This is a genomic window from Rhizobium sp. BIGb0125, from assembly GCF_024810055.1.
Taxonomy (GTDB): Bacteria; Pseudomonadota; Alphaproteobacteria; order Rhizobiales; family Rhizobiaceae; genus Agrobacterium.
This window is the reverse complement of record NZ_JANUDV010000007.1, coordinates 238,906-261,904: the sequence shown is the minus strand read 5'-3', so window position 1 is coordinate 261,904 and position 22,999 is coordinate 238,906. Positions and strand designations below refer to the sequence as shown.

At 55.1% G+C, this 22,999-nt stretch carries 18 protein-coding genes; 15 read left to right on the top strand and 3 right to left on the bottom strand.

What is annotated here, in order from left to right:
• Window positions 1-9 precede the first annotated feature (9 nt).
• Window positions 10-1,263: an ABC transporter substrate-binding protein gene (locus tag M2418_RS20395; RefSeq protein ID WP_259148819.1), complete on the bottom strand. Its 1,254-nt coding sequence runs from the start codon at window positions 1,261-1,263 to the stop codon at window positions 10-12.
• A gap of 431 nt (window positions 1,264-1,694) precedes the next feature.
• On the opposite strand from M2418_RS20395, the gene M2418_RS20390 reads away from it, so the two are divergent.
• Window positions 1,695-2,363: a TetR/AcrR family transcriptional regulator gene (locus M2418_RS20390; RefSeq protein ID WP_259148818.1), complete on the top strand. Its 669-nt coding sequence runs from the start codon at window positions 1,695-1,697 to the stop codon at window positions 2,361-2,363.
• Between the two features lie 54 nt (window positions 2,364-2,417).
• Here the strand turns inward: M2418_RS20390 and M2418_RS20385 are convergent, their stop codons facing one another.
• Window positions 2,418-4,847, bottom strand: coding sequence for a glucose/quinate/shikimate family membrane-bound PQQ-dependent dehydrogenase (locus M2418_RS20385; RefSeq protein WP_259148817.1), 2,430 nt, complete (start codon window positions 4,845-4,847; stop codon window positions 2,418-2,420).
• A gap of 785 nt (window positions 4,848-5,632) precedes the next feature.
• On the opposite strand from M2418_RS20385, the gene gdhA reads away from it, so the two are divergent.
• Window positions 5,633-6,988: an NADP-specific glutamate dehydrogenase gene (gdhA, locus tag M2418_RS20380; RefSeq protein ID WP_250984538.1), complete on the top strand. Its 1,356-nt coding sequence runs from the start codon at window positions 5,633-5,635 to the stop codon at window positions 6,986-6,988.
• A gap of 80 nt (window positions 6,989-7,068) precedes the next feature.
• Here the strand turns inward: gdhA and M2418_RS20375 are convergent, their stop codons facing one another.
• Window positions 7,069-7,866 carry a helix-turn-helix transcriptional regulator gene (locus M2418_RS20375; RefSeq protein ID WP_259148816.1) on the bottom strand — a complete coding sequence of 266 codons (798 nt, stop codon included), beginning with the start codon at window positions 7,864-7,866 and terminating at the stop codon, window positions 7,069-7,071.
• 96 nt (window positions 7,867-7,962) lie between these two features.
• Between M2418_RS20375 and M2418_RS20370 the strand changes: the two genes are divergently transcribed.
• The 13 genes from M2418_RS20370 to M2418_RS20310 all read left to right on the top strand — a co-directional run bounded on the left by M2418_RS20370 (window position 7,963) and on the right by M2418_RS20310 (window position 22,999).
• Entirely contained in the window at window positions 7,963-9,459 is a 1,497-nt protein-coding gene (locus M2418_RS20370; protein WP_259148815.1) for an MFS transporter, read from the top strand.
• A gap of 390 nt (window positions 9,460-9,849) precedes the next feature.
• Window positions 9,850-10,584: a helix-turn-helix domain-containing protein gene (locus tag M2418_RS20365; RefSeq protein ID WP_192489700.1), complete on the top strand. Its 735-nt coding sequence runs from the start codon at window positions 9,850-9,852 to the stop codon at window positions 10,582-10,584.
• On the top strand, window positions 10,581-12,167 hold the full coding sequence (locus tag M2418_RS20360; protein ID WP_250984535.1) for an ABC transporter substrate-binding protein: 1,587 nt from the start codon (window positions 10,581-10,583) through the stop codon (window positions 12,165-12,167). The genes M2418_RS20365 and M2418_RS20360 overlap by 4 nt, the downstream gene beginning before the upstream one ends.
• Window positions 12,168-12,227: 60 nt before the next feature.
• Window positions 12,228-13,253 (top strand): ABC transporter permease, encoded by a 1,026-nt coding sequence (locus M2418_RS20355; RefSeq protein WP_259148814.1) that lies wholly within the window; start codon window positions 12,228-12,230, stop codon window positions 13,251-13,253.
• Complete coding sequence (locus tag M2418_RS20350; RefSeq protein ID WP_250984533.1) at window positions 13,250-14,083, top strand: ABC transporter permease; 834 nt, start codon at window positions 13,250-13,252, stop codon at window positions 14,081-14,083. Before M2418_RS20355 ends, M2418_RS20350 begins: the two co-directional genes overlap by 4 nt.
• Window positions 14,080-14,970, top strand: coding sequence for an ABC transporter ATP-binding protein (locus tag M2418_RS20345; protein ID WP_259148813.1), 891 nt, complete (start codon window positions 14,080-14,082; stop codon window positions 14,968-14,970). Before M2418_RS20350 ends, M2418_RS20345 begins: the two co-directional genes overlap by 4 nt.
• A complete protein-coding gene (locus tag M2418_RS20340) occupies window positions 14,967-15,779 on the top strand; it encodes an ABC transporter ATP-binding protein (RefSeq protein ID WP_259148812.1) in 813 nt (270 codons plus the stop codon). The genes M2418_RS20345 and M2418_RS20340 overlap by 4 nt, the downstream gene beginning before the upstream one ends.
• Window positions 15,772-16,269 carry a GAF domain-containing protein gene (locus M2418_RS20335; RefSeq protein WP_259148811.1) on the top strand — a complete coding sequence of 166 codons (498 nt, stop codon included), beginning with the start codon at window positions 15,772-15,774 and terminating at the stop codon, window positions 16,267-16,269. Before M2418_RS20340 ends, M2418_RS20335 begins: the two co-directional genes overlap by 8 nt.
• A gap of 1 nt (window position 16,270) precedes the next feature.
• Complete coding sequence (locus tag M2418_RS20330) at window positions 16,271-18,346, top strand: hydantoinase/oxoprolinase family protein (protein WP_259148810.1); 2,076 nt, start codon at window positions 16,271-16,273, stop codon at window positions 18,344-18,346.
• Between the two features lie 11 nt (window positions 18,347-18,357).
• A complete protein-coding gene (locus M2418_RS20325) occupies window positions 18,358-20,022 on the top strand; it encodes a hydantoinase B/oxoprolinase family protein (RefSeq protein WP_259148809.1) in 1,665 nt (554 codons plus the stop codon).
• Between the two features lie 9 nt (window positions 20,023-20,031).
• Window positions 20,032-20,844 (top strand): aspartate/glutamate racemase family protein, encoded by an 813-nt coding sequence (locus M2418_RS20320; RefSeq protein ID WP_259148808.1) that lies wholly within the window; start codon window positions 20,032-20,034, stop codon window positions 20,842-20,844.
• 13 nt (window positions 20,845-20,857) lie between these two features.
• A complete protein-coding gene (locus M2418_RS20315) occupies window positions 20,858-21,961 on the top strand; it encodes a Xaa-Pro peptidase family protein (RefSeq protein ID WP_259148807.1) in 1,104 nt (367 codons plus the stop codon).
• A 33-nt stretch (window positions 21,962-21,994) separates the two neighbouring features.
• Window positions 21,995-22,999: a zinc-binding dehydrogenase gene (locus M2418_RS20310; protein ID WP_259148806.1), complete on the top strand. Its 1,005-nt coding sequence runs from the start codon at window positions 21,995-21,997 to the stop codon at window positions 22,997-22,999.

Genomic DNA, 22,999 nt, shown 5'->3' with positions numbered 1-22,999 from the left:
AAGCGGTGATCAGCCGTGGATGCGCTGGCGGGTACGCTCGATCTGCGTCAGGATTTGCTCGCGACGCTCAGGCTTTGCCATGAACTCCTGGAAGCCCTTGAGGCCGGCCTGCGCAAGATCAGGATCGCTGTCGCGGTCGTAATACTGCGAAGTGCCCATGACGTTTTTCAGCTCAGCGACTGCCATTTTCAGGATCGGATCGTCACCGATCGTGCAGTCGCTGCGGGCAGGCACATTGCCTTCCGGCGCAAGGTAAGCACTCAGGTTTTCCGGCTTGTAGAAGTAAGCCAGGAATTCACGTGCCAGTTCCTTGTTCTTCGAACCCGACGGCATGTGGATCGAATCCACCGAGAAGTCCTCGAACTGGTCCATGCCCGGATTGATCGTCGGGAAAGGCGCAAAACGCACATGCTGCAGATCTTCGGCCGGGAACGCATATTTGATAAAGTTGCCGAGATCCATCATCGCGGACTTTTTCTGCACCAGGCTGGCCGCGGCAGGATCCCACTCGTAGGACGAACCGTTTGGCGTGAAGAAATCAGCCTTGATCAACGCTTCCCACTTGTCGAAAACATCCTTGAGCGATGCATCGGTGTATTTCACCTTGCCGTTCATCAGATCCATGTGATGCTCAAGACCATTGATACGCAGGTTCATGTGGTCGAACCACCCGCCGCAAGGCCACTGATCCTTGGTGCCCATGCTCATGGGAATGATGCCAGCCTTCTTGGACTGTTCAGCCAAGGTAAAGAAGTCATCGAATGTCTTTGGAACGGTCAGACCGTGCTGGTCAAACGTATCCTGGCGGTAGAACAGACCCCAGAGGATACCGCCGGTCGGCAAACCATATTGTTTGCCATCAACAGTAACGGAACCGAGCGTACCGCCCAGCACATCCGCATAATTTTCCTTGGCTACGAGATCGGAAACGTCCTCGAACAACCCCTTTTGCACAAAACCACGCATACGGCTGCCGGAGAACCAGAAGCAGATATCCGGCGGGCTTGCCACGAGATAGTTGCGGATCGCGGTCTTATGCGCCTCGTGATCCATGTTATTGACGGTGACATTTGCACCGACAGCCTTGCCAAATTCAGCTGCAATCGTTTCAAGCGCTTTGCGCTGACCGGCGTTGCCGCGGTTGGAAATGATCGTTAGCTGTTTTTCCTGCGCTATAGCAGGTGCTGACAGCGCGCTGGATGCCAAAACGGCACCTGTCAGCTGTACAAAACGGCGGCGGGTCGGCTTCAGAATCGTGGTCATGTTGTCCTCCTAAAACAAACGAGAGCTCCCGATCTCAGCGGTATCACTAGGCGAACACCTATCGCTCGTCAATGGTTAGTTTAATAAATTAATGATTGGAATTGCGGTTTTTCACATCAAAGTCAGCGGTCGGGACAAACCAAAATATAAAGCCCATCGGGATTGCTAACATTGACTGCTACTCAAAGAATTGAAGGCCTTAGGACCCTACAATTCACAGCCGCACTCAACCACTAGACAGACACATCCGACAGTCCTGAAAAGGACAGGATCACGAAATGCCATATAGGATTTATCGGCGATACAGAGGATGCTGAAATGACCACAGGCAGCCCAGCCGCGATCGACTGGCCTTATTTCCACTCGCATTTTATACGAAATGGACCTACCAGCGGATGTTCCTGTTTAGATGCGAAGAAAGCTGACCTTAGATGCGAAGTCCAAAGCGCGAGACGCGAAAGAATGATCCCGACAAAACCAAGGAAGACATTCTGGCAGCGGCCACGGAAGAATTTGCCGCTCTCGGACTGGCTGGCGGGCGGGTTGATGCAATAGCCGAACGCACCAAGACATCCAAGCGGATGATCTATTATTACTTCGGTGGCAAAACCGGCCTTTATCTTGCGGTTTTGGAGAAGGCCTATATTCAGGCTCGGACATTTGAGAGAGAATTGAACCTTGAGGCACTCTCTCCTGTTGAAGCCCTGAAAAAATTGATTGAACACACATTCGACCACGATGAGGCCAACCCCGATTTTGTGCGGTTGGTAATGAATGAAAATATCCACCAGGCCATGCATTTGAAGCAATCGAAGGCGATCGGGGATGCGGGCCCGCCCGTGCTTAAAACATTGGAAGATATCATCACCCGTGGTCGCGAAACGGGTGTGTTTCGCCGCGATATCGAACCGCTTGATTTGCACATGTTGATCAGTTCGCAGTGTTTTTTCCGCGTTACCAACAAACATACATTCGGCACACTCTTCCAGTGCGACCTCTCCGTACCCGATATCTACCAGCGGCACAGACAGATGGTGGTCGATTCCGTATTGGCCTATGTCACCACGGACTGTTCCGGCAGCCGGTGGGCTGCTCCATAAAAATGCCCGGCGCATGGCCGGGCATTTCTTTTTCCAGAAAATGTGCCTGACGGCTTAGTTTGGCAGCGCGTAGGCGATCACATAGTCGCCGCGATCAGGCGACTGACGTGCACCACCGGCCGAGATGACAATGTACTGCTTGCCAGTCTTTGGCGACTTGTAGGTCATCGGCGTACCCTGGCTTCCAACCGGCATACGAGCCTTCCAGATTTCCTTGCCTGTCGCACTGTCAAAGGCGCGCAGATAGTAGTCCTGGGTGGCGGCAAAGAATACCAGACCGCCCTGCGTGGCCAGCGAGCCACCAATCGTCGGCATGCCGATCGGAATTGGAAGACCCATCTTGATACCCATAGGACCGGTATCTTCAACCGTACCGAGTGGCACCTGCCACTTGATCTTCTGGCTGTCCATGTCGATGGCAGTCAGTGAACCATAGGGAGGGGCCTGGCACGGAATACCGAGCGCCGACAGGAAACGGTTCTTGTCGACCGCGTAAGGTGTACCGCGCATCGGCACGAGGCCCATGACGGTATTGGTCGCTTCCGAACCGCTGTTGACGGCAGTGCTTGGTGCGGCTTCCTTCATCTGAATCCACAGACCAAGGCGCATGTCGTTGACAAATATGGTGTTTGTCGTCGGATCGGTGGAGAAACCGCCCCAATTCATGCCACCAAGCGAGCCTGGGAAATTCAGCGCCAGATCTGTTCCCGGAACGGTGTAGACGCCATCATAACGCATGCCCTTGAAGGCAATGCGGCACAACAGCTGGTCAAATGGCGTCGCACCCCACATGTCGCTTTCCGTCAACGTCTGCGCACCGATCTGCGGCATGCCAACCGATAGTTTTTGTGTCGGAGCATAAGGTTCGTTCGGGATTTTACCTGGTTTGACCGGCACGTCGGCGACTTCCGTCAGAGGTTGACCGTTCGCACGATCGAGCACCCAGATCTGGCCAGCCTTGGTCCCGAAGGTCAGGGCCGGAACAGTCGATCCATCAGCCTTCTTGAAGTCGAAGAATGACGGCTGCATTGGCACGTCAAAGTCCCAGAGATCGTTATGAACGGTCTGATAGACCCACTTCTCGCGACCTGTGGTGGCGTCCAGCGCCAGCATCGACGCACCGTATTTGTGGTCAAGGTCCGTACGCGTCGCACCGTAGAGGTCAACTGATGGGCTACCAACCGGCAAAAATACAGTGTTCGATGCTGCATCATAGGACATTGCGGCCCAAACATTCGGTGTCGAACGTGTATAGGTCTGACCTTCTGGAGGTAGCTTGGTGATTTCAGGATTGCCCGGGTCAAATGCCCAACGCAATTCGCCAGTGATCACATCGAAACCGCGCATGACGCCGCCCGGCATATCGACCTGAACGTTGTCGGCAATACGACCGCCGACAACAACAGTGGCACCAGCAAGCGTCGGCGCTGATGTCAGCACATATTGCGGATCAGGGGCATCGCCCATACCAATCTTCAGATCGACGCGGCCGTTGGTGCCAAAATCAGGGCAAAATGCGCCGGTGTCGGCATCAATTGCAAAAAGCTCGGCATTGATGGAGTTCATCAGCAGGCGGCGCTGGCAAAGAGCACCTTCCGGAACTGTGGCTGCTGTGACCGGCGTCGAGCCATCAACGGTTGGCTGCTCAAGCGGACGGGTCGCATCGAAATAGGCAAGACCACGGCAGCGCATCCACACGGACGACTTGGCATTGATCTCGTTTTTCCAGATTTCCTTGCCCGTGTCCGCATCGATAGCGATGACGTTGTTATGCGGTGTGCACAGGAATACGCGGTCACCAACCTGCAACGGTGTCAACTGGTCTTCCGCACCACCGCCACCGGGGCTGATGGGCGTATCACCGGTCTGGTAGGTCCAGGCAACGGTCAAATCCTTGACGTTATCGCGAGTAATCTGGTCAAGCGCTGCAAAGCGCGAGCCACCGGTCGTGTTGCCGTAGGCCTCCCAGTTCTTCTGCTCCTTGGCCGGATCAACTGGCGTCAAAGGCGCAACGGTACCGTTAAATGCAACGGTCGGATGCGGCACGAACATGCCAGCAAATCCGGCTCCTGAGACAACCGCCAGAAGCGCCGCGATGGCAAAAGACGGCAGATAGGCCGGTGTCTTTCCGGAAGCCTTGCGCAACAACGGCACGCTGAGCACGACCACGGTCGCACCAACGCCAAAGGCCAGCAAACGCGAGATCAGCGGCCAGAATTCAAGGCCGACATCCAGCAACGCCCAGACAACCGTAGCCGCTGTAACCAGGCAGAAAAGAAGTGCGCCAGCGGGCTTGCGCATCATGACGAGCAAACCGGCAACGACGATGGCAATGCCGGAAATCAGAAAGTACCAGCTACCGCCCAGCGACACCAGCTTGCCGCCAGCAGCGGCAAAGAACAGACCGGCGAGAATGAGAACGGCGCCAAGCACGAATAGCCATAACCTGGCTATCGGGGACAGGATGCCTTTAGAGGCTTTCATTTATCTCTAGCTCCAATTGTGGATTCGACAGAGTCGACAGTCAAAGCCCACAGCGACGGAAGCAGAAGCGGAGATCACATTCAATTACGGTCACCACACTGCTTTCGAACGGGCGCCGACATCTTGGCCGGTCCAGATGACCAGCAATTCAGGGAGCGCCCTCTGCAAGGACTTTCTTATATTACCACCATGCCCTCCCACGCACGACAGCGAAGGGAATTTCTTCCCGAGACTGCGGTATAGTGCCGCTGGCATCTGTTTTGCAACCACATACGTACTTGTTCGTACATTTTTACATCAACAATTACTGAAAGACCTTTTGAGCGGATGCCGCCAGAATATTTGCATCGTGAGATTAATAGGAGCACCGGTAAGGCTACCGGCTGGACGCAAGCCCTTTAGCTACAACCCGCTGATTGCGGACAAGGCATAACTCAAATCTAACGCGAGTACCGAAATGAGGACTTCCGTCCTTGTAAGGCGCAAAAATTAAATCGATAAGCCTATCAATTGATCATTTGCCGCTTTTGGACTCAGACTCATTTTGGCGCCACCCCTCCATTTTGCCCACAGCAGCGGCAATTTGCCTGTATTCAGTTCAAAACACCGTCAGATGCACAACGTCGTGCATCTGAGCCGATATGCACTAACTCCCGCCGCTAGCCACCAGGCACGGATGACGGGCGATGCATCCGGCACCTTGCGAGAGCACTGTCCCAAGGGGTCTGCCGATTGAAAACCGGCGGCCCTCATGCCTTCTTATTGATGATGAAAGGAGTGTCGCCATGGCGACCGTCGACGAGAAACTTGAACCCATTCTAGCCCAGGTCCTGCAGCGCAATCCTGCGGAGCCGGAGTTCCATCAGGCCACCCGCGAAGTACTGGAAAGCCTCGGCCTCGTCGTCTCCAAACATCCCGGTTACCTCGCCGATGCCCTGATCGAGCGCATCTGCGAACCGGAACGTCAGATCATTTTCCGCGTGCCATGGGTTGATGACAAGGGTCAGGTACAGATCAACCGTGGCTTCCGCGTGCAGTTTAATTCGGCACTCGGTCCTTATAAGGGCGGCCTCCGTTTCCACCCTTCCGTCAATCTCGGCATCATCAAGTTCCTTGGCTTCGAACAGATCTTCAAGAACGCCTTGACCGGCTTGCCGATTGGCGGCGGCAAAGGCGGTTCGGACTTTGATCCAAAGGGTCGTTCCGAAGGCGAAATCATGCGCTTTTGCCAATCCTTCATGACCGAACTTTATCGTCATCTCGGCGAACACACCGATGTGCCTGCTGGCGATATTGGTGTCAGCGGCCGCGAAATTGGCTGGATGTTTGGCCAATACAAGCGCCTGACCAACCGCTTTGAGGCAGGCGTCTTCACCGGCAAGGGCCTGAGCTATGGCGGCTCACTGGTGCGCAAGGAAGCGACCGGCTACGGCGCCGTCTATTTCACACGCGCTATGCTCGAAAGAAAAGGCACCGACTTCGAAGGCAAGAAGGTTACCGTTTCCGGTTCAGGCAATGTGGCGATTTATGCCATGGAGCAGGCTATCAGCTATGGTGCAACCGTCGTCGCTTGCTCTGACAGCAGCGGCTACATCATTGACGAAGAAGGCATCGATCTTGACCTCGTCAAGGAGATCAAGGAAGTACGCCGTGAACGCATGTCTGAATATGCCCGCGTCAAGTCCAAGGGCGTCCATTTCATTGCATCCGGTAGCGGCTCGATCTGGGACGTGCCTTGTGACGTTGCGCTACCTTGCGCTACGCAAAACGAATTATCCGGTCGCGATGCAAAGACCCTGATTGCCAACGGTGTGATTGCCGTCGCGGAAGGCGCCAACATGCCGTCGACGCCGGATGCAGTTCGCGCGTTTCAGGAGGCAGGCATTCTTTTCGGACCGGGAAAAGCGGCTAATGCTGGCGGCGTTGCCACCTCGGCACTGGAAATGCAGCAGAACGCCAGCCGTGACAGCTGGAGCTTCGAGACTGCCCGCGAGCGTCTTGGCCAAATCATGCAGGGCATTCATGACCGCTGTGCAGAAACAGCTGAAGAATATGGCGCGAAAGACAATTACGTGCTTGGCGCCAACATCGCCGGCTTTATTCGCGTGGCAGAAGCCATGCGGGCGCACGGCGTGATCTAAAGTGTAGATTTAGCCTATTGAACGGCTCCGGCGTTTTTGGCCGGGGCTGTTTTTTCCGGCACCTGAAAGCGGACCGTGGTTCAGAAAGACGCTGGCGCAGTCAAGGCATACACAATGAGCCGCAGATGCTGCCCACCATCGACTAGCAGCGACGTATATTCAAAGTTCAGTAATGTCCCATCGACCGCAAGCGTGCGAACACCCGTACAGGGGGCAAGTACGTCCTGTTGACGCCACATGGCCTTAAACTCTGGCGATACATGTTCCAACTCATCGATCAGGTGACGCATGCCGACCTCGTCACGCGAGCCTGCATAATCACGGCGGAAGCTTTCCAGAACCGCAGGGGCGTCCTTTTCCCATTGCGCAAACGTGTTCCGTAAAACCGGATCGGTGAACAGCATCCAGAGAAGGTTGCGTCGCGTCGGTTCATGTCTGCCGAAGCCAAAAAGATGATCGGCAGGGCCATTATACGTCAATACGTCCCATCGTAGATTGATGATGTAGGCGGCGTGAGGTGCAAGATCTGAAACCAGCCTCGCAGCCAATGGTGGCACCGAACAAAAGGTAATGCCTGGCTCCGCTGGTGGACGCGCATGCGCCAGCAGAAACAAATGCCGGCGCTCCGTGGCATCGAGTTTGAGTACTCGCGCAAGATTATCCAGAAAGTCAGAAGAGACGCCAATCTCTCTCCCCTGCTCCAACCATGTATACCAAGTAAGACCGACGCCAGCGAGTGCGGCAACTTCCTCGCGCCGCAAACCCGGCGTGCGCCGACGTTTTGCTCTCGGCAATCCGACATCTCCAGGCGCCAGCCGCTCACGGCGCGCGCGCAGAAATTCGGCAAGATCGGGCCTGGTTCTGTCGAGAATTCTCATGATCAACCTATTGCTGGCTGTAATAGTATAATAAGTTAAATTGTAACAGCTTCACATTCGAGCCACATCTACCGCGTCACAACAAAGGGACGCAAGATGAGCACTGAAATCTGCACGAGCGAAACAAGGACAAGACACGTTTCGCACCAACCGGAAACCGGAAGAAATCCCACAGCGCCTCTGCCTTGGCTCGGGCTTTTTGTGTTGCTTCTCGCAGGGTTTGTAACGATCTTTGACCTATTCGTCGTGAATGTCGCAATTCCGTCTATGCAGTCCAGCTTGGGTGCAAGCCTGTCAGAACTTGGCTACATCATTGCAGGTTACGAGTTGGCATTTGGTGTATTGCTCATCACCGGCGGCCGGCTTGGTGATCTCTACGGTCGGCGTCGGTTATTCATCACTGGAATGGCTGGATTTACAACCGCATCACTGCTTTGCGGGATCGCGCCAGGCGTGGAAATACTGATTGCCGCGCGTGTATTCCAGGGGTTGGCAGCAGCACTATTATTCCCGCAAGTTTACGCATCGATCCGTATCAACTTCCCAGGAGATGCTGGACGCAAAGCCTTTGGCCTGCTTGGGATGACGCTTGGCCTAGCAGCAATTGCCGGGCAGATCCTTGGCGGCTTGCTGGTGGAAGCCAACGTCTTCGATCTCGGCTGGCGAACAATCTTTCTGATCAACGTGCCTGTTGGGATATTTGCCATATTCGCTGCTCTTCACATCCCGGAGACCTGTTCACAACAGCGTCCGGAAATGGACTGGCCGGGCGTGGCCTTGGTGAGCCTCGGTCTGACAGCACTGCTGATACCGCTCCTTGAAATGCCCACACATGGCTGGCAAATCTGGAGTAGTGTCTCGCTGCTTTGCGCAATCACCCTGCTTTTGGTGTTCTATCACTATGAGGAAAAACGAAGACTGTCGGGACACGCCCCCTTGGTGGACATGGCACTCATGCGCCAAGCACGCTTTGCAAAAGGCGGCGTGCTTGTTTTGTTGATCTACTCCACGTCTTCGTCATTCTTTTTATGTTTTGCCTTGCTTGCTCAAACCGGTTTCGGCCTCAACCCGCTTGAGGCTGGCAGCATTTTTGTGCCTTGTTCAATTGCCTTCGTCGTCATGTCGATCATCGCACCACGCCTGTTCGCACGGTTCGGCGCGCTGTCAATTGCAGTCGGCGCCTTGGTTTACACCCTGTCATTTGCCGCAATGATCATGCAGGTGTGGGTGGCGGGGGCAGGATTGGTCATCGCACATCTTATTCCCGTCCTAATCCTTATCGGAGGGACTCAGGCAATGATCATGACGCCACTGCTTAACCTCGTGCTTGGTTTTGTGAGTGAACGACAGGCTGGCATGGCCTCGGGCATGATTTCAACGCTTCAGCAGGCAGGAGCAGCACTCGGCGTTGCAGTCACCGGCATTCTTTTTGGCTCGGTGCTTTCGAGCGGCGTGGCTCCAAGTGAACAGCAAGGCTTATACGCCACTGCCTTCGTTTGGGGTATGAGCTGCAATCTCGTTGCCGCGAGCCTTGCTGCTGTATTGCTCTTCACCCTGAGAAAAACCAAACCGCCACTGCCATCACATATCTAAACGCCGACGCGGCATCACTCAGACAACACATCATAAGTTGTACTCCATTGAGAGAGCGACCTTTGGGAAATCGAGATTTGAACAGTTCACCCGCAGCACGTGATGCCGATAATCGACTGACAACCATAAACATTCAGAGCATTCTGCCTGGTAGATGCACATCATAAAAGCCAAGCAAATCAGATGCTTTAGATATGAATAGGTGGACTAAAAATACTGTACCCACATCCACCGGTTTGTTTCATAGCGTCGGGATCATCTGAGGCAGTGGCTTTTCATTACTCGATAAATCAATTTTAGATTGAAATTTTAGCATGCCTAAAAAATGCTTGACAAAAACCCACTCCAATCCTTTGATTGTAGTAATACTAAAAAAGAGTGGAACTAAAAATGAATCCTGTAAGCGGCCCTGCGCATAGCGCAGCCGACATTCAGCCTTTGGGAGAACGGTTGCGCCTTTGCCGTAAGGAGCAAGGCCTGACCCTGCAGGAAGTTGCTGATAAGGCAGGATTCTCGGTCGGTTTCATTTCCCAGATCGAACGCGGAATTACAGTTCCCTCCCTCACCTCACTGGTCGCTGTATGTCGCGTGCTGAAAGTCGACGCAGGTTCATTTTTCAACTCGCAGAAACCCAGCTCCTCGGTTACCCGGCGGGAAAGCCGTGAGGCCTACGGCCTTGGGGGCGAAGCTGGTCGTGCCGTCACCTATGAGCGCCTGTCGGCAGCCTTCCCCGGCAATGTTTTGCGCAGCACCCTCATTCACGAGCCGCCGGGATATCGAAGCGAGCCGATGTCGCATGAGGGGGAAGAGATATTCTTCGTGCTGGAAGGTGCCCTCACCATCGAGATTGATGGCGAGCGCATGATTTTGGAAGCAGGCGATTCCGCCCACTTTCCGTCGACACGGGTCCACGCCACCTGGAACCACACCACGGGAACAACGACGGTTTTCCACACCTGCACCATGGATGTTTTTGGTGACGACCATACCAACACCAACGGCGACAGCCTTGTTGTGACGCGCGCGGCCAGCCGACGCAGCGCGCCCAAGCAGCCGGTCATTGGCTCCAAGACGCCTCCCATGAAGTCCAAAAAGCCCATAACAAAAAAAGGGAACAGGAAATGAAAAACAGTTTCAAGTTATTATCAGCAGCATTGATTGCTACCGCATCGCTCTACGGATACGCACAGGCAGAGACCGTTCTAAGGCTGGATGAATCGCCCGTGGGTGAGCTGGATCCGGCCAAGGCGTCCGATTATGCCGACTCCATCCTGATGTTCAATGTTTATGATGCGCTGGTCATCCCCAAACAGGGACAACCTGGATACGATCCCTACCTCGCGACCGGCTGGGAAATTGACGGAACGGCATATACGTTCAAACTGCGCGACGACATCAAATTCCAGAGCGGCTATCCGTTGACGGCAGACGATGTCGTGTTCTCGCTAGAGCGCATGAAGGCACTGGGTGCTGGCCTTTCCTACCTGTTCACCAAGGTTGAAAAGGTTGAGGCGATTGACGCAACCACTGTGAAATTTACGCTCGCCGAACAGGACGCCCCCTTCATCTCGGCACTGACCCGCCTGCCAATCGTCGACAAGAAACTTGTTCTCGAAAATCTGGGTGACGGCGAAGGCGACATGAAGGACTGGGGACAGGCTTACCTCTCCGGTCATGCAGCAGGCAGCGGCGCTTACAAAGTCGTTTCACACAATCCGCAGGAAGAAACCGTGATGGCTAAAAATGCCGGTTATTTCCTTGGCGTGCCGCCCAAAGCCCCAGACACGGTACGTCTGCGCTACGGTCTGGAGGCGGCAACCGTCAGAACCCTGATTTCGCAGGGCCAGCATGAAATTTCCTCGCAGTGGTTGCCACCGGAAGTCCTGAAATCTCTAGCGGCCAGCGGCGCTCAACTGCTAACCGAGCGCGGTACATCCGGCTTCTACGTCAAGATGAACACCACCAAGGCCCCATTCGACGACGTGGAATGCCGCCTCGCGGTATCCTACGCCTTTGATTACAACGCCGCCGTCAAAATCGTGGCCGTCAATGACACGATCTCGCAGGGCAGTGCTGCCACCGGTCCTATTCCGGTCGGCATGATGGGTGCCTTGCCTGCAGACCAGACACTGGCGCAGGATCTGGACAAGGCCAAAGAACATCTGGCCAAGTGCAAATACAAGCCAGAAGACATCAAGATGGATATCTCCTGGATTGGTGAGGTGCCGTTGGAAGAGCGTTTTGCATTGCTGATGCAGGCCAACTTCAGCCAACTGGGCATCAAGGCAAACGTCAAAAAAATGCCATGGGCGCTGTTTTCCGAACAGGTGACGAAAGCAGAAAACACACCTGAAATCAGCCAGGTCTTCGTCAACACAATGACCGGAGACCCTGATACGCTGCTTTACAGCATGTATCACTCAACCGCTGCCGGCACATGGATGTCGCCAGAACATCTGAAGGACCCGGAGGTTGACGCATTGCTCGACAAGGGCCGTGAAACAACCGACGAAGCAGAACGTGCGAAGATTTATCAGGAGCTTGGTCTCAAGCTGAAATCCATCGCCCCGTCCATTTATGGTCAGGATCAGATTTCGGTTTTTGCTGCCTCGCCCAAGGTGTCAGTTCCAGCGCTCACCGATCCTGCCAAGGCGTTTCCTCTTGCAGCGTTTGGCTTCACATTCCGTCTGATGGAAATGAACGAGTAAAGATGATGTGCCGGGCGGTCCCCCGTCCGGCACTCCTTTAACTTTCTGAAAGAAAAACAGATGTTTCCTGTCCTGCATCTTCTCGCGAAGAAGCTGGGTACGTCGCTTATCGTCCTTTTTGGCGTGTCCCTGCTGATCTTTGCCATAGCCCGGATCATTCCCGGCGACCCGGCGCGCATTGCGCTCGGCCCTAATGCCACGGCTGAAGCCGTTGAGGCTCTGAGAGTAAGGCTGCATCTCGATGCACCCTTCATCGAGCAATATGGCTATTTCATCGGTAATCTTCTGCGCGGTGATCTCGGCATTTCACTTTATACCAACCGTCCGGTAACAGCCGACATCGCACAATTCCTGCCGGCCACGCTCGAACTTGTCATCGTGTCAGGTATCATGATGGTGCTGCTCGGTGTGCCGCTTGGTGTTTTGTCCGCTCGGTTTCGTGGCACCGTCGTGGATCACGTAATCCGCCTGATAACGCTGCTCGGCGTGTCTGCTCCCGGCTTCGTTTGGGCGGTTATCCTGATGCTCGTCTTTGCCTATTACCTGCCTATTTTCCCGATTGCAGGACGGATTGCAGACAGTTTCACCATTGCACCTGTGACCGGCTTCTTGTTGCTCGACACGTTGCTGGCAGGTCGCCCGGACGCCTTTGTTGACGCCCTTTCGCACCTCATTCTTCCAGCCTTCGCGCTTGCCCTTTCCGGCATCGGACAGGCCGCCCGTCTGGTCCGTTCCAACATGGTGGAAACCTACGATAAGCCCTATATCGAAATGGCGCAGGCCTATGGTTTTCCGGAAAAGCGGATTTCACGCAAATATGCCTTCCGGCCATCGATGATCCCGTCTTTGACGATCATCGGTCTCGATTTTGCGGCCATGCTCGGCAATGCGTTCCTCATCGAAGCTGTTTACGCCTGGCCCGGCCTGTCACGTTACGGCGTCGCAGTGGTTTTGCGAAAGGACCTCAACGCCATTATCGGCACGGTTCTGATCATTTCCGCCATGTTCCTCATCGTCAATCTCGTCGTTGACTTGCTGGTCTCCGTCATCAATCCGAAAATTCGCCTTGCAAGGGGGAAAGCATGAGCAAAACCCTCTTTGTACTTGTGCGCAATCCGCTTTCCCTGATCGGTCTGATGCTTGTGGCTTTGGTGGTATTCTCGGCGGTTTTTGCCGACTTCATCGTGCCCTTCCCCGAACATCAGGGTGCTGTCGTCGATTTCCTGAACTTCAACAAGGCACCTGAATGGCCCTACATATTCGGCACTGATCTTGTCGGCCGTGATCTCTTTACCCGCATCATCTATGCGTACCGGGTATCGCTGATCCTCGGCATCGTGGTGCTGGCGATTGCAGTTCCGGTCGGCGTCGCCATCGGTCTTGCCGCCGGTTACCTCGGCGGCTGGACGGAATATGTGCTGATGCGCATCACCGACGTGTTCCTGTCTATCCCACCACTGGTTCTTGCCATGTCGATGATGGGCCTCCTGGAACCGACACTGACAAACGGCATGATCGCGGTCACTGCCATGTGGTGGCCTTGGTACACACGCCTTGTCTACAACCTTGCCCGATCCGAAAAAGAAGAAGGTTATGTGCTTGCCGCCGAAGTGATCGGCGCCTCGCGTCTGCACATCATGTTCCGGGAAATCCTACCGAACTGCGTACCCTCGATCCTCACCAAGATGACGTTGGATTTCGGCTTTGTTATTCTCATCGCCTCCTCACTCTCCTTCTTGGGGCTTGGCGTACAGCCGCCAACACCGGATCTGGGCTCGATGGTTGCCGAAGGTGCAAAATATCTGCCTGATAGTTGGTGGCTGACCGTATTCCCGGGCCTTGCCATTCTGATTGCGGTGTTCGGTTTCAACCTGATTGGCGATGCGCTGCGCGAAATTCTGGGAGTGGATCAATGAAAACCCCAACCCTGAAAATCGAAAACCTCAAGCTTGGTTTCAGGAGCTTTTCCGGTACCAACGCGGTGTTGCACGGCATATCGCTGCACATCGCCAAGGGCGAAAAGGTGGCGCTGGTCGGTGAATCCGGCTCCGGAAAATCCGTAACTGCCCGCATCGTACTTGGACTTCTGCAGGAGCAGAAAAATGCCAAGATCACCGGCGGACTGGAGTTTGAAGGTCGCAACCTCAACGCCATGACTGCACGCCAGCGCAAGGCGTTACGCGGCACGGATATGTCGATGATCTTTCAAGATCCGTCCTCGTCGCTAAACCCGGTCTACACCATCGAGGTGCAGTTTCACGAAGTTCTCAAACGCGCACGGCCTGATGTCAAACGTGCCGAGGCCCGTGCACTTGCGCTTCAGGCACTGGCAGATGTGGCCATCAACGAACCTGAACGGGTTCTGGATTCCTACGCCTTTCAGCTGTCCGGTGGCATGAACCAGCGTGTGATGATTGCCATGGCGCTTGCCAACAATCCTGCCCTGCTTCTGGCTGACGAGCCGGGAACAGCACTTGATGTGACCGTACAGGCCCAGACGCTGAAACTGATGGGTAAGCTGGTGGAAAAACACCATACGTCGGTCTTGTTCATTTCCCACAATCTTGGTGTTGTGCGGGAATTTGCAGACCGGGTTTACGTCATCTACAAGGGTAACATCGTCGAGCAGGGCAAGACCGAAACCCTGTTTGATAATCCGCGCCATCCTTACACGCGCGCTCTCCTGTCTGCCGTTCCACGCATCACCGGCGGCGGTATTCCCGACATCGATGACGATCCCGCGCATTTCAGTGCGCCGCTCATCGCGCATGAAGGCTTTAGCGAAAAGGAGCTTCTTGCATGAGCGCGCTTCTATCCGTTCGCAACATCTCCAAAACCTTCAATGTCGCCGGCCGAGACGTCACGGCGCTGGAAAATATTTCCTTCGACGTCAATGCCGGAGAATGCCTGGCTGTGGTTGGTGAATCTGGCTCCGGCAAGAGCACGATCGCCAACATCATTTTAGGCATTTATGCGGCCACGTCAGGTGATGTTGCCTTCAAAGGCGAGACGCTTCCGGCAAAACGGACGCAGACACATCGGCAGAACATTCAGCTTGTGCAGCAAAATCCCCTCTCATCGCTCAATCCACGCCGCAGCATTGGCGCCTCGTTGCGACTGGCTCTCGACGTTCACAATATCGGCGACAAGTCCGGACGGGACAAACGCACCGGTGAACTGCTGGAAGAAGTCGGATTGCCGGAAGATTTCCGCAAACGGTCTCCATCGGCCCTGTCCGGTGGCCAGCGCCAACGTGTCGCCATTGCGCGTGCGCTGGCCTGCCAGTCGGAACTGGTCGTTCTGGATGAACCGACATCCGCACTCGACGTGCTTGTACAGGCACGCGTGCTGAAACTCTTGAAAGAGCTGAAGGACAAGCGTGGCTTGACCTACCTCTTCATTACCCACGATCTGTCCGTGGTGCGCAATATTGCAGACCGTGTCGCCGTTTTTGAAAAAGGCCGCATCGTCGAAATCGGCAGCACGGACGCCATCTTCACCAATCCCCAACATGCCTACACACGCCGGCTTATCGGCGCAGTTCCGGTCGTCAGCCGCGATGAAGCGGCCCTGCGCGATCGCCTAATGGAGCAGGAAAATGCAAATGACTGACTATAGCGATTTCAATGCCGCACTCGCTGAAGCTGGAGATCAGCCACACAAGGCCATGGTGGCGCTGGAAGCTCTGACAAAAAAGCTTGTCGGCGCAAAGCTCTTCACCATCATGACCGCAGACACCGTGGGTAAAAACTCCGAGCGCGTTTATTCCGGCCTGCCAGATGTCTATCCCGTTTCAGGTACCAAACCTTACAATGAAACCCGCTGGTCCGAAATTACCCTCAAGCAGAAGCAGACCTTTGTCGCCAACACGATCGAAGACATTGCCACAGTTTTCGATGACCACGAGATCATCAAATCGCTCGGCCTGGGCAGCGTCATCAACGTGCCGATCATCGTCGACGGCAATGTTATCGGCACCCTCAACTGCCTGCATGAAACCGGTTTTTACACGCCAGAGCGTGTGGCTGCAGCTGAAGCGCTGAAATTGCCGGGCACCATTTGCATGCTTCTTCACACCCAGAACAAGGCTGGAGCACACTGATATGAGCGGAAAAACCATTCGCGTCGCGACTGATGTCGGTGGCACGTTCACCGATCTCGTTTGCTTCGAAACGGACCACGCAACCGGTGAAGCAACCATCACCACCGCAAAGTCGGACACCACTCCTCCCAACTTTGAACAGGGTGTTCTCAATGTTCTGGACAAGGGCGGCATTGATCCTGCCAGCGTGGATTTTTTTGCCCACGGCACCACCGTTGTCATCAACGCGCTGACAGAGCGCAAGGGCGTCAAAGTTGGCCTGATCACCACAGAAGGTTTCCGTGACACGCTGGAAATTGCCCGCGGCAACCGCCCGGACTTTTTCAACCTGCATTATGAAAAGCCCGAAGTTTTTGTGCCGCGTTATCTGCGTCGTGAACTGCCGGGACGTTTTACCTACAAAGGCGAGGAAGTAACGCCGCTTGATCTTTCCTCACTGCCGGAGATTTTGAAGATTTTCCGGGATGATGGCGTTGAAGCCATCGCCGTCTGCTTCCTGCATTCCTATGCCAACCCATCGCATGAACAGGCTGTTATTGCCGAGATCGCAAAGCTGTGGCCAGAAGTGGCGGTCGTCTCCTCACACCAGATCACCCGTGAATGGCGCGAATATGAGCGCAGCAACACCACTGTTATGTCGGCCTATGTGCAGCCAGCCGCCGAACGGTATCTCAAACGGCTGAACGATGGCCTGAAAACCAAGGGTTTTGATGGCAACCTGTTTATCATGCAGTCCAACTGCGGCGTAGATTCGCTAGATTCGGTTTCTAAAATCCCGATCACCATGGTTGAATCGGGCCCTGCCTCCGGTTTCTGGGGTGCCGCAGAACTGGGCAAGCTAATTGGTGAACCAAATGTGCTGGCACTTGATATCGGTGGCACGACGGCAAAATGCTCGCTGATCGAAGGCGGTCAGGTCCGCATCATGACCGATTACTGGATCGAGCGCGACCGCACCTCCGCCGGGTATCCAATCATGGTACCGGTCGTCGACCTCGTGGAAATCGGCAACGGTGGCGGCTCGATTTCCTGGGTAGATGATTTCGGCAAGCTGCATGTCGGTCCGAAATCGGCAGGCGCGATGCCTGGACCTGCGGCCTATGGCCGCGGCGGCACGGAAGCGACAACAACGGATGCCAATCTTTGGCTGGGACGTATCAACCGTGATTATTTCTGCGGCGGTTTGGTCGAGGCCGATATGGCCGCGACTGAAAAGGCGCTGAATGCCGTTGGCGGTAAGCTTGGCGTATCTGCCGACGAGGTAGCACGTGGCATTATCCGTATTGCCAACAACAACATGGTCAACGCGCTGAAGCTGGTGTCGCTGAACCGTGGCTTCGACCCGCGTGACTTCACCCTGGTGGCGTTTGGCGGCGGCGGTGCCATGCATGCCGTGGCACTGGGCATGGAACTGGGCGTCAAAAAGGTTGTGATTCCGGCAGGTGCATCGGTTTTCTCCGCATGGGGCATGATGATGTCCGATCTGCGCCGCGATTATTTCGTGACGAAGCTGGCCGACCTGAAAGATGGTGCTGCGGCAATGATCGAAAACCTGTTCGGCGAAAGCGAAACGCTGGCAAAGGAGCAGTTTGCCGCCGAAGGCATCGACGCCACCAAGGTCAAGTTCCTGCGCTATGGCAAGTTCCGCTACCAGAACCAGGAACATACGACGGAAGTTCTGATCGATGGAGGCACGATCACGCAGGCACGCTTGCAAGAGATCGAAACCGACTTCCACGAAACCTATGAGCGTGAATACACCTATCGTCTCAAGGCACCGGTGGAGCTGGTCGGCATTCACCTCGTGGCCTTTGCTGAGGTTGGCAAACTGAAGATGCAGGAAAAGCCGCTTGGCGACAGCGACGCATCGCCAGCTACCAAAAGCACCCGCAAAGTCGATTACGCTCTGGAAGGTGTTCACGACGCTACGATCTACGACGGCACAAAATTGCAGCCCGGCATGCAGGTGAAAGGCCCGGCCGTGATTGAAGATCCTGGCACCACCATCGTCATCCATCCCGACAATCGCGTCGAGGTCGATGGTTTCGGCAACATTCACATCCATCTTGGCGCCTGAAGGAGTTGGACATGGCAGAACAAATCCACGACCCCATCACGCTTGAAATCATTCAGAACTCATTGCAGGCCACGGCTGACGAAATGTTTGCCGCCATGCGCAAAACGGCGATGAGTTCCATCATCTACGAAGTTTTGGACATGGGCACGGGCATTACCGATGCCAAGGGCCATCTGGCTTCTTCCGGAGCAGGTATTCCGGGCTTCATCGGAGTTCTCGACAAGTCGGTAAAATTCGTTGTTCAGAAGTTCTCCGAGCCCGGCGATATTGAACCCGGTGACGTTTTCATCACCAACGACCCCTATTACGGCGGCGTGACCCACCTCAACGACCTGATCGTTGTCATGCCGGTGTTCTCCGAAGGGCGGATCATTGCCTGGACAGCGAACATTGCCCACAATTCCGACATTGGCGGCATGGCGCCGGGATCCTTGTCGTCGGAGGCAACGGAAATTTTCCAGGAAGGTTTACGCCTGCCTGCCATCAAGATGATTTCCCGTGGCCAGCCCATCCGTCCGGTTTTCGAGATCATCACCACCAACTCCCGCATGCCGGACTTTCTGGAAGGCGATCTCTGGGCGGCAATCGCCTCGGTTCGCATCGGCGCCAAACGGCTTGAAGAACTGGCGGTCAAATACGGCGTTTCGACCTTTGAAGCGGCCATGGTGCAGTTCATGAATTTCGGGGAACAGGTATCGCGTGCCGAACTGGCCAAATTGCCGCACGGCACCTACTCACTTTCGGAAGAGCAGGATGACGGACGTTTCTTCAATGTTTCCATCACCGTCTCGGCCGATGAATTCATTGTAGATTTGCGCGATAATCCGGATCAGGACAATGGCCCGTTCAACGCCGGACGCGATGACACGCTGGTCAGCATGCAGGTCATTTTCAAGGCGCTTACCGACCCTGCCTCACCGGCCAATGAAGGCTCCTTCCGTCCGCTGAAAGTGTTGACAAAAGAAGGCACCGTATTCCATGCCAAGGAACCGGCCGCCGTTGGCTTCTATTACGAAGTCGGCATTCGCGTTTACGATCTGGTCTGGCGCTGCCTTGCTCCACATATGCCGGGCAAGTTACCCTCTGGTCACTTCTCATCCATCGCCGGAACCTTCATCGGCGGTATTCACCCGGATACCGGCCGGCAATACACCATCATTGAACCTCAGATTGGTGGCTGGGGTGCCAGAGAAGGCCGCGACGGTAACAGCGCCATCTTCTCAGGCGTGCATGGAGAGACCTATAATTGCCCAGCGGAAATCTCCGAAGCCCGCAACGGTCTCATCATCGACCGCATGGAGTTGAACACCGAACCGGGCGGCGAAGGCAAATGGTCAGGCGGCCACGGCATTCGCATCGATTACCGCATTCGACGCGATAACTCCTTTCTCACACTCGGTTATACCCGTTCACGCATCATGCCGTGGTCGCTGGATGGCGGCAATGAAGGAACGGCAAACTATGCCCTTGTGATGCGCAAGGATGGCGCACAGGAACGTCACGCCTATGCATCCGGCATTCGTGTCGACAAGGATGATGTAATCCGCATCATTACCGGTACCGGCGGCGGCTTGGGCAACCCGAAAGAACGTGATCCGGAACTGGTCGCGCAAGATATTCGCAATGGCTTCATTACGCCTGAACGGGCCGCCGATGTTCATGGTTACAAGGTCTGAGGACGCGCCATGACCAACAAACCTCTCAAGATCATGTACCTCAATCCGGTTGCCGCAAATCCTGAGGTCGATGCCATCTTTGCGGAGATGGCACGTGACCATAAACTGCCGGGCACTGAGGTGCATGTAACCGCCTTGCCGAAAGACCAGTACGGTTTTTCGCATATCGAGTTTCGGACCTACGAGGCACTGGTCACCAGAGGCATCATGCGGGCGGTCAGAGCCGCCGCGCAGGAAGGTTTTGACGCGCTTGCCATCGGTTGTTTTTACGACACGGCCCTGCATGACGCCCGCGAAATTTCGGGTGACATGATCATCACAGCACCATGTGTGGCTTCCTGCGAGATCGCCGCCAGCCTCGTTAATCGCTTCGGTATTATTGTCGGCCGACGCAAATGGGTAAACCAGATGCACGCCAATGTCGTGGAATACGGCCATGACGAACGTCTTGCCGGATTTTACGAGGTCGGGCTTGGTGTCGATGATTTCCAGAAAGACCATGACGAGACGGCACGCCGACTGAAACAGGCGGGTCGCAAGGCCGTTGAAGAAGGTTATGCAGAGGCACTCATCCTTGGCTGCACCATGGAAATCGGTTTCTACAAAGAGCTTGAAAAAGAGCTCGGTGTACCGGTAATCGATCCGTCGATTGCAGCGTTGAAACGGGCAGAATATGCCGCCCTTCTCAAACAGCAATGCGGTTGGGGACCGGGGCGCAAATGGTCCTGCGAACCACCATCAGAAACGGAAATGGCAAAATTTGATGCCTTTGGCAGTGACGAACCCGCCTTTGGCAGCCGTATCATTATTGCGGCAAACTAGGAGGACACACATAATGGGCAACCAGACACAAAACCGGCTTTCCGCCTTGCGCGCACAAATGAAGGCAACGGGTACGGGACTGCTGGCCGTTGGCCCCGGTTCACATATGGAATGGGTGCTGGGCTTTCACCCAATGCCAGATGAGCGGCCTTGCCTGCTGCTGGTTTCGCCAACCAAGGAAGCATTTTTGATGCCGGCCCTCAATGCGGACGGCACTCGCGAGCATACCGACATATCTTTCTTCAATTGGAGTGACGACCAGGGACCGGACAAGGCGCTGAAGGAAGCGCTTGAAGCCATCGGCGCCACTGCGCCTGGCGTGGTCGCCTTGGATGAAACCATGCGCGCCGATTTTGCTCTTTTGCTGCTGCATGCCTTGCCGGACAACACGAAAAGCGAGTTCACACCGGCGACCCTCGGCGGGTTGCGCATGCGCAAGGATGCCAGCGAATATGAAAAGCTGAAAATGAATGCTGGCATCGCCGACCGCGCCATGCAAAAGGCCTTCGCCACGCTGCGTGCAGGCCTCAGCGAAAACGAAGTTGCCGCAGAAATCCGTGCACATTTTGCCTCGGAAGGTGCTGATCCAAAATTCTGGATTGTCGGTGCTGGCGGCAATGGTGCATTTCCCCATCACCACACCGGTGATCGGATCATCCAAAAGGGTGATGCTGTCGTAATCGACATTGGCGGTCGTAAGGATGGTTTCCCAAGCGATATTACCCGCATGGCCGTGGTTGGTGAGGCGCCGGAAGGTTATGCAGAAGTTCATGCCATTGTCGAAAAGGCAGTTCAGGCCGCTATCAAAGCCGCCCGCCCTGGCGTGAAAGCAAAAGAGGTCGATGCCGCGGCACGTTCGGTTATTACCGAAGCCGGATATGGCCCTTATTTCGTGCACCGTACCGGTCACGGCATGGGTATTGATGGCCATGAGCCACCCTATATCACTGCCACCTCGGAAACGGTGCTCGGAGAAGGTATGGTTTTTTCCATCGAACCCGGCATCTACCTGCCCGGCCGTTTCGGTATTCGTCTGGAAGACATCGTCATCCTGCGCGCCGATGGCCCGGAGATTTTCTCCTCGCTGCCACGTGATCTGCACACAACGAAGGCCTGATCCCGACATCGTTTTACAGGAAGGACAAAAGCCATGGCACGTGCCTGGGTCATCAACAGCTATTCCGGTTATCAGGGGCTTTCACTCGTGGATGTCCCCGTCGAACAGCCGGGACCTGGAGAGATCAGGCTAAGGGTCGAGGCTTTTGCCCTGAACTGGGGCGACATGGATCTGATGTTGGACAATTACTCCTTCAGCTTCCATGACTTTCCCGCCAGGATCGGCATGGAAGCTGCGGGCATTGTGGAAGCGGTGGGAGATGGTGTCGAAGGGATCGCAATCGGCGATCGTTATTGCACCCTGCCCTACTTCTATTACCAGCGCGGCGCGAGCACCGAGACGTTGATCATTGATGCCAGCTACGTAACACCTGCACCAGATGGACTTTCGGCTGTGGAAAGCGCCTCCATCTGGATGCAGTATATGACGGCCTATTTTCCGCTGGCCGAAATCTCAAAGGTGGGAGCTGGCAATCACGTGCTGGCGACGGCAGCAACCAGTACAGCCGGAACTGCCTCGTTGGAAATTGGACGCATTCTAGGTGCGACTATGATCGGCACGACGCGCTTTGCGGCCAATCGCGACTACCTGCAAACGAAGGGTGCTGACCATGTTGTCGTTACCGATGGCAAAGGCCCATCCGTTGCTGAACAACTCTTGGAAATGACCGGTGGCAAGGGCATCGATGCCGCCTTCGATCCGGTGGGCGAAACCATGATTGCGCAATATAGTCCGGCATTGGCCCGAGACGCGCGCATCTATTTTTACGGCACGCTCGACACCAAGCCGCCAGTCTTATCAATGAAGGACATGTTCCAGAAAAACGCGACCTTTCAGCCTTATTCACTGTTCAACTACGTTGAAAATCCTGACATGTGCGCGCGCGGCAAGGCTTTTGTCTATCAGCATCTGAAAGACGGGCGCATCAAACCTTCCATTGACCGGGTCTACCCGATGGAAGAGTACATAAAAGCCTGGGATTATCTGCGCAAACCGCGCACCAGCCACGGCAAGGTGGTTATCAAGACAGGTCTTTGA

What these genes read in the sequence shown, in the direction of transcription:
- M2418_RS20395 (WP_259148819.1), bottom strand. Translation starts at nt 1,263, where the DNA reads ATGACCACGATTCTGAAGCCGACCCGCCGCCGTTTTGTACAGCTGACA.
- M2418_RS20390 (WP_259148818.1), top strand. Translation starts at nt 1,695, where the DNA reads ATGCGAAGTCCAAAGCGCGAGACGCGAAAGAATGATCCCGACAAAACC.
- M2418_RS20385 (WP_259148817.1), bottom strand. Translation starts at nt 4,847, where the DNA reads ATGAAAGCCTCTAAAGGCATCCTGTCCCCGATAGCCAGGTTATGGCTA.
- gdhA (WP_250984538.1), top strand. Translation starts at nt 5,633, where the DNA reads ATGGCGACCGTCGACGAGAAACTTGAACCCATTCTAGCCCAGGTCCTG.
- M2418_RS20375 (WP_259148816.1), bottom strand. Translation starts at nt 7,866, where the DNA reads ATGAGAATTCTCGACAGAACCAGGCCCGATCTTGCCGAATTTCTGCGC.
- M2418_RS20370 (WP_259148815.1), top strand. Translation starts at nt 7,963, where the DNA reads ATGAGCACTGAAATCTGCACGAGCGAAACAAGGACAAGACACGTTTCG.
- M2418_RS20365 (WP_192489700.1), top strand. Translation starts at nt 9,850, where the DNA reads ATGAATCCTGTAAGCGGCCCTGCGCATAGCGCAGCCGACATTCAGCCT.
- M2418_RS20360 (WP_250984535.1), top strand. Translation starts at nt 10,581, where the DNA reads ATGAAAAACAGTTTCAAGTTATTATCAGCAGCATTGATTGCTACCGCA.
- M2418_RS20355 (WP_259148814.1), top strand. Translation starts at nt 12,228, where the DNA reads ATGTTTCCTGTCCTGCATCTTCTCGCGAAGAAGCTGGGTACGTCGCTT.
- M2418_RS20350 (WP_250984533.1), top strand. Translation starts at nt 13,250, where the DNA reads ATGAGCAAAACCCTCTTTGTACTTGTGCGCAATCCGCTTTCCCTGATC.
- M2418_RS20345 (WP_259148813.1), top strand. Translation starts at nt 14,080, where the DNA reads ATGAAAACCCCAACCCTGAAAATCGAAAACCTCAAGCTTGGTTTCAGG.
- M2418_RS20340 (WP_259148812.1), top strand. Translation starts at nt 14,967, where the DNA reads ATGAGCGCGCTTCTATCCGTTCGCAACATCTCCAAAACCTTCAATGTC.
- M2418_RS20335 (WP_259148811.1), top strand. Translation starts at nt 15,772, where the DNA reads ATGACTGACTATAGCGATTTCAATGCCGCACTCGCTGAAGCTGGAGAT.
- M2418_RS20330 (WP_259148810.1), top strand. Translation starts at nt 16,271, where the DNA reads ATGAGCGGAAAAACCATTCGCGTCGCGACTGATGTCGGTGGCACGTTC.
- M2418_RS20325 (WP_259148809.1), top strand. Translation starts at nt 18,358, where the DNA reads ATGGCAGAACAAATCCACGACCCCATCACGCTTGAAATCATTCAGAAC.
- M2418_RS20320 (WP_259148808.1), top strand. Translation starts at nt 20,032, where the DNA reads ATGACCAACAAACCTCTCAAGATCATGTACCTCAATCCGGTTGCCGCA.
- M2418_RS20315 (WP_259148807.1), top strand. Translation starts at nt 20,858, where the DNA reads ATGGGCAACCAGACACAAAACCGGCTTTCCGCCTTGCGCGCACAAATG.
- M2418_RS20310 (WP_259148806.1), top strand. Translation starts at nt 21,995, where the DNA reads ATGGCACGTGCCTGGGTCATCAACAGCTATTCCGGTTATCAGGGGCTT.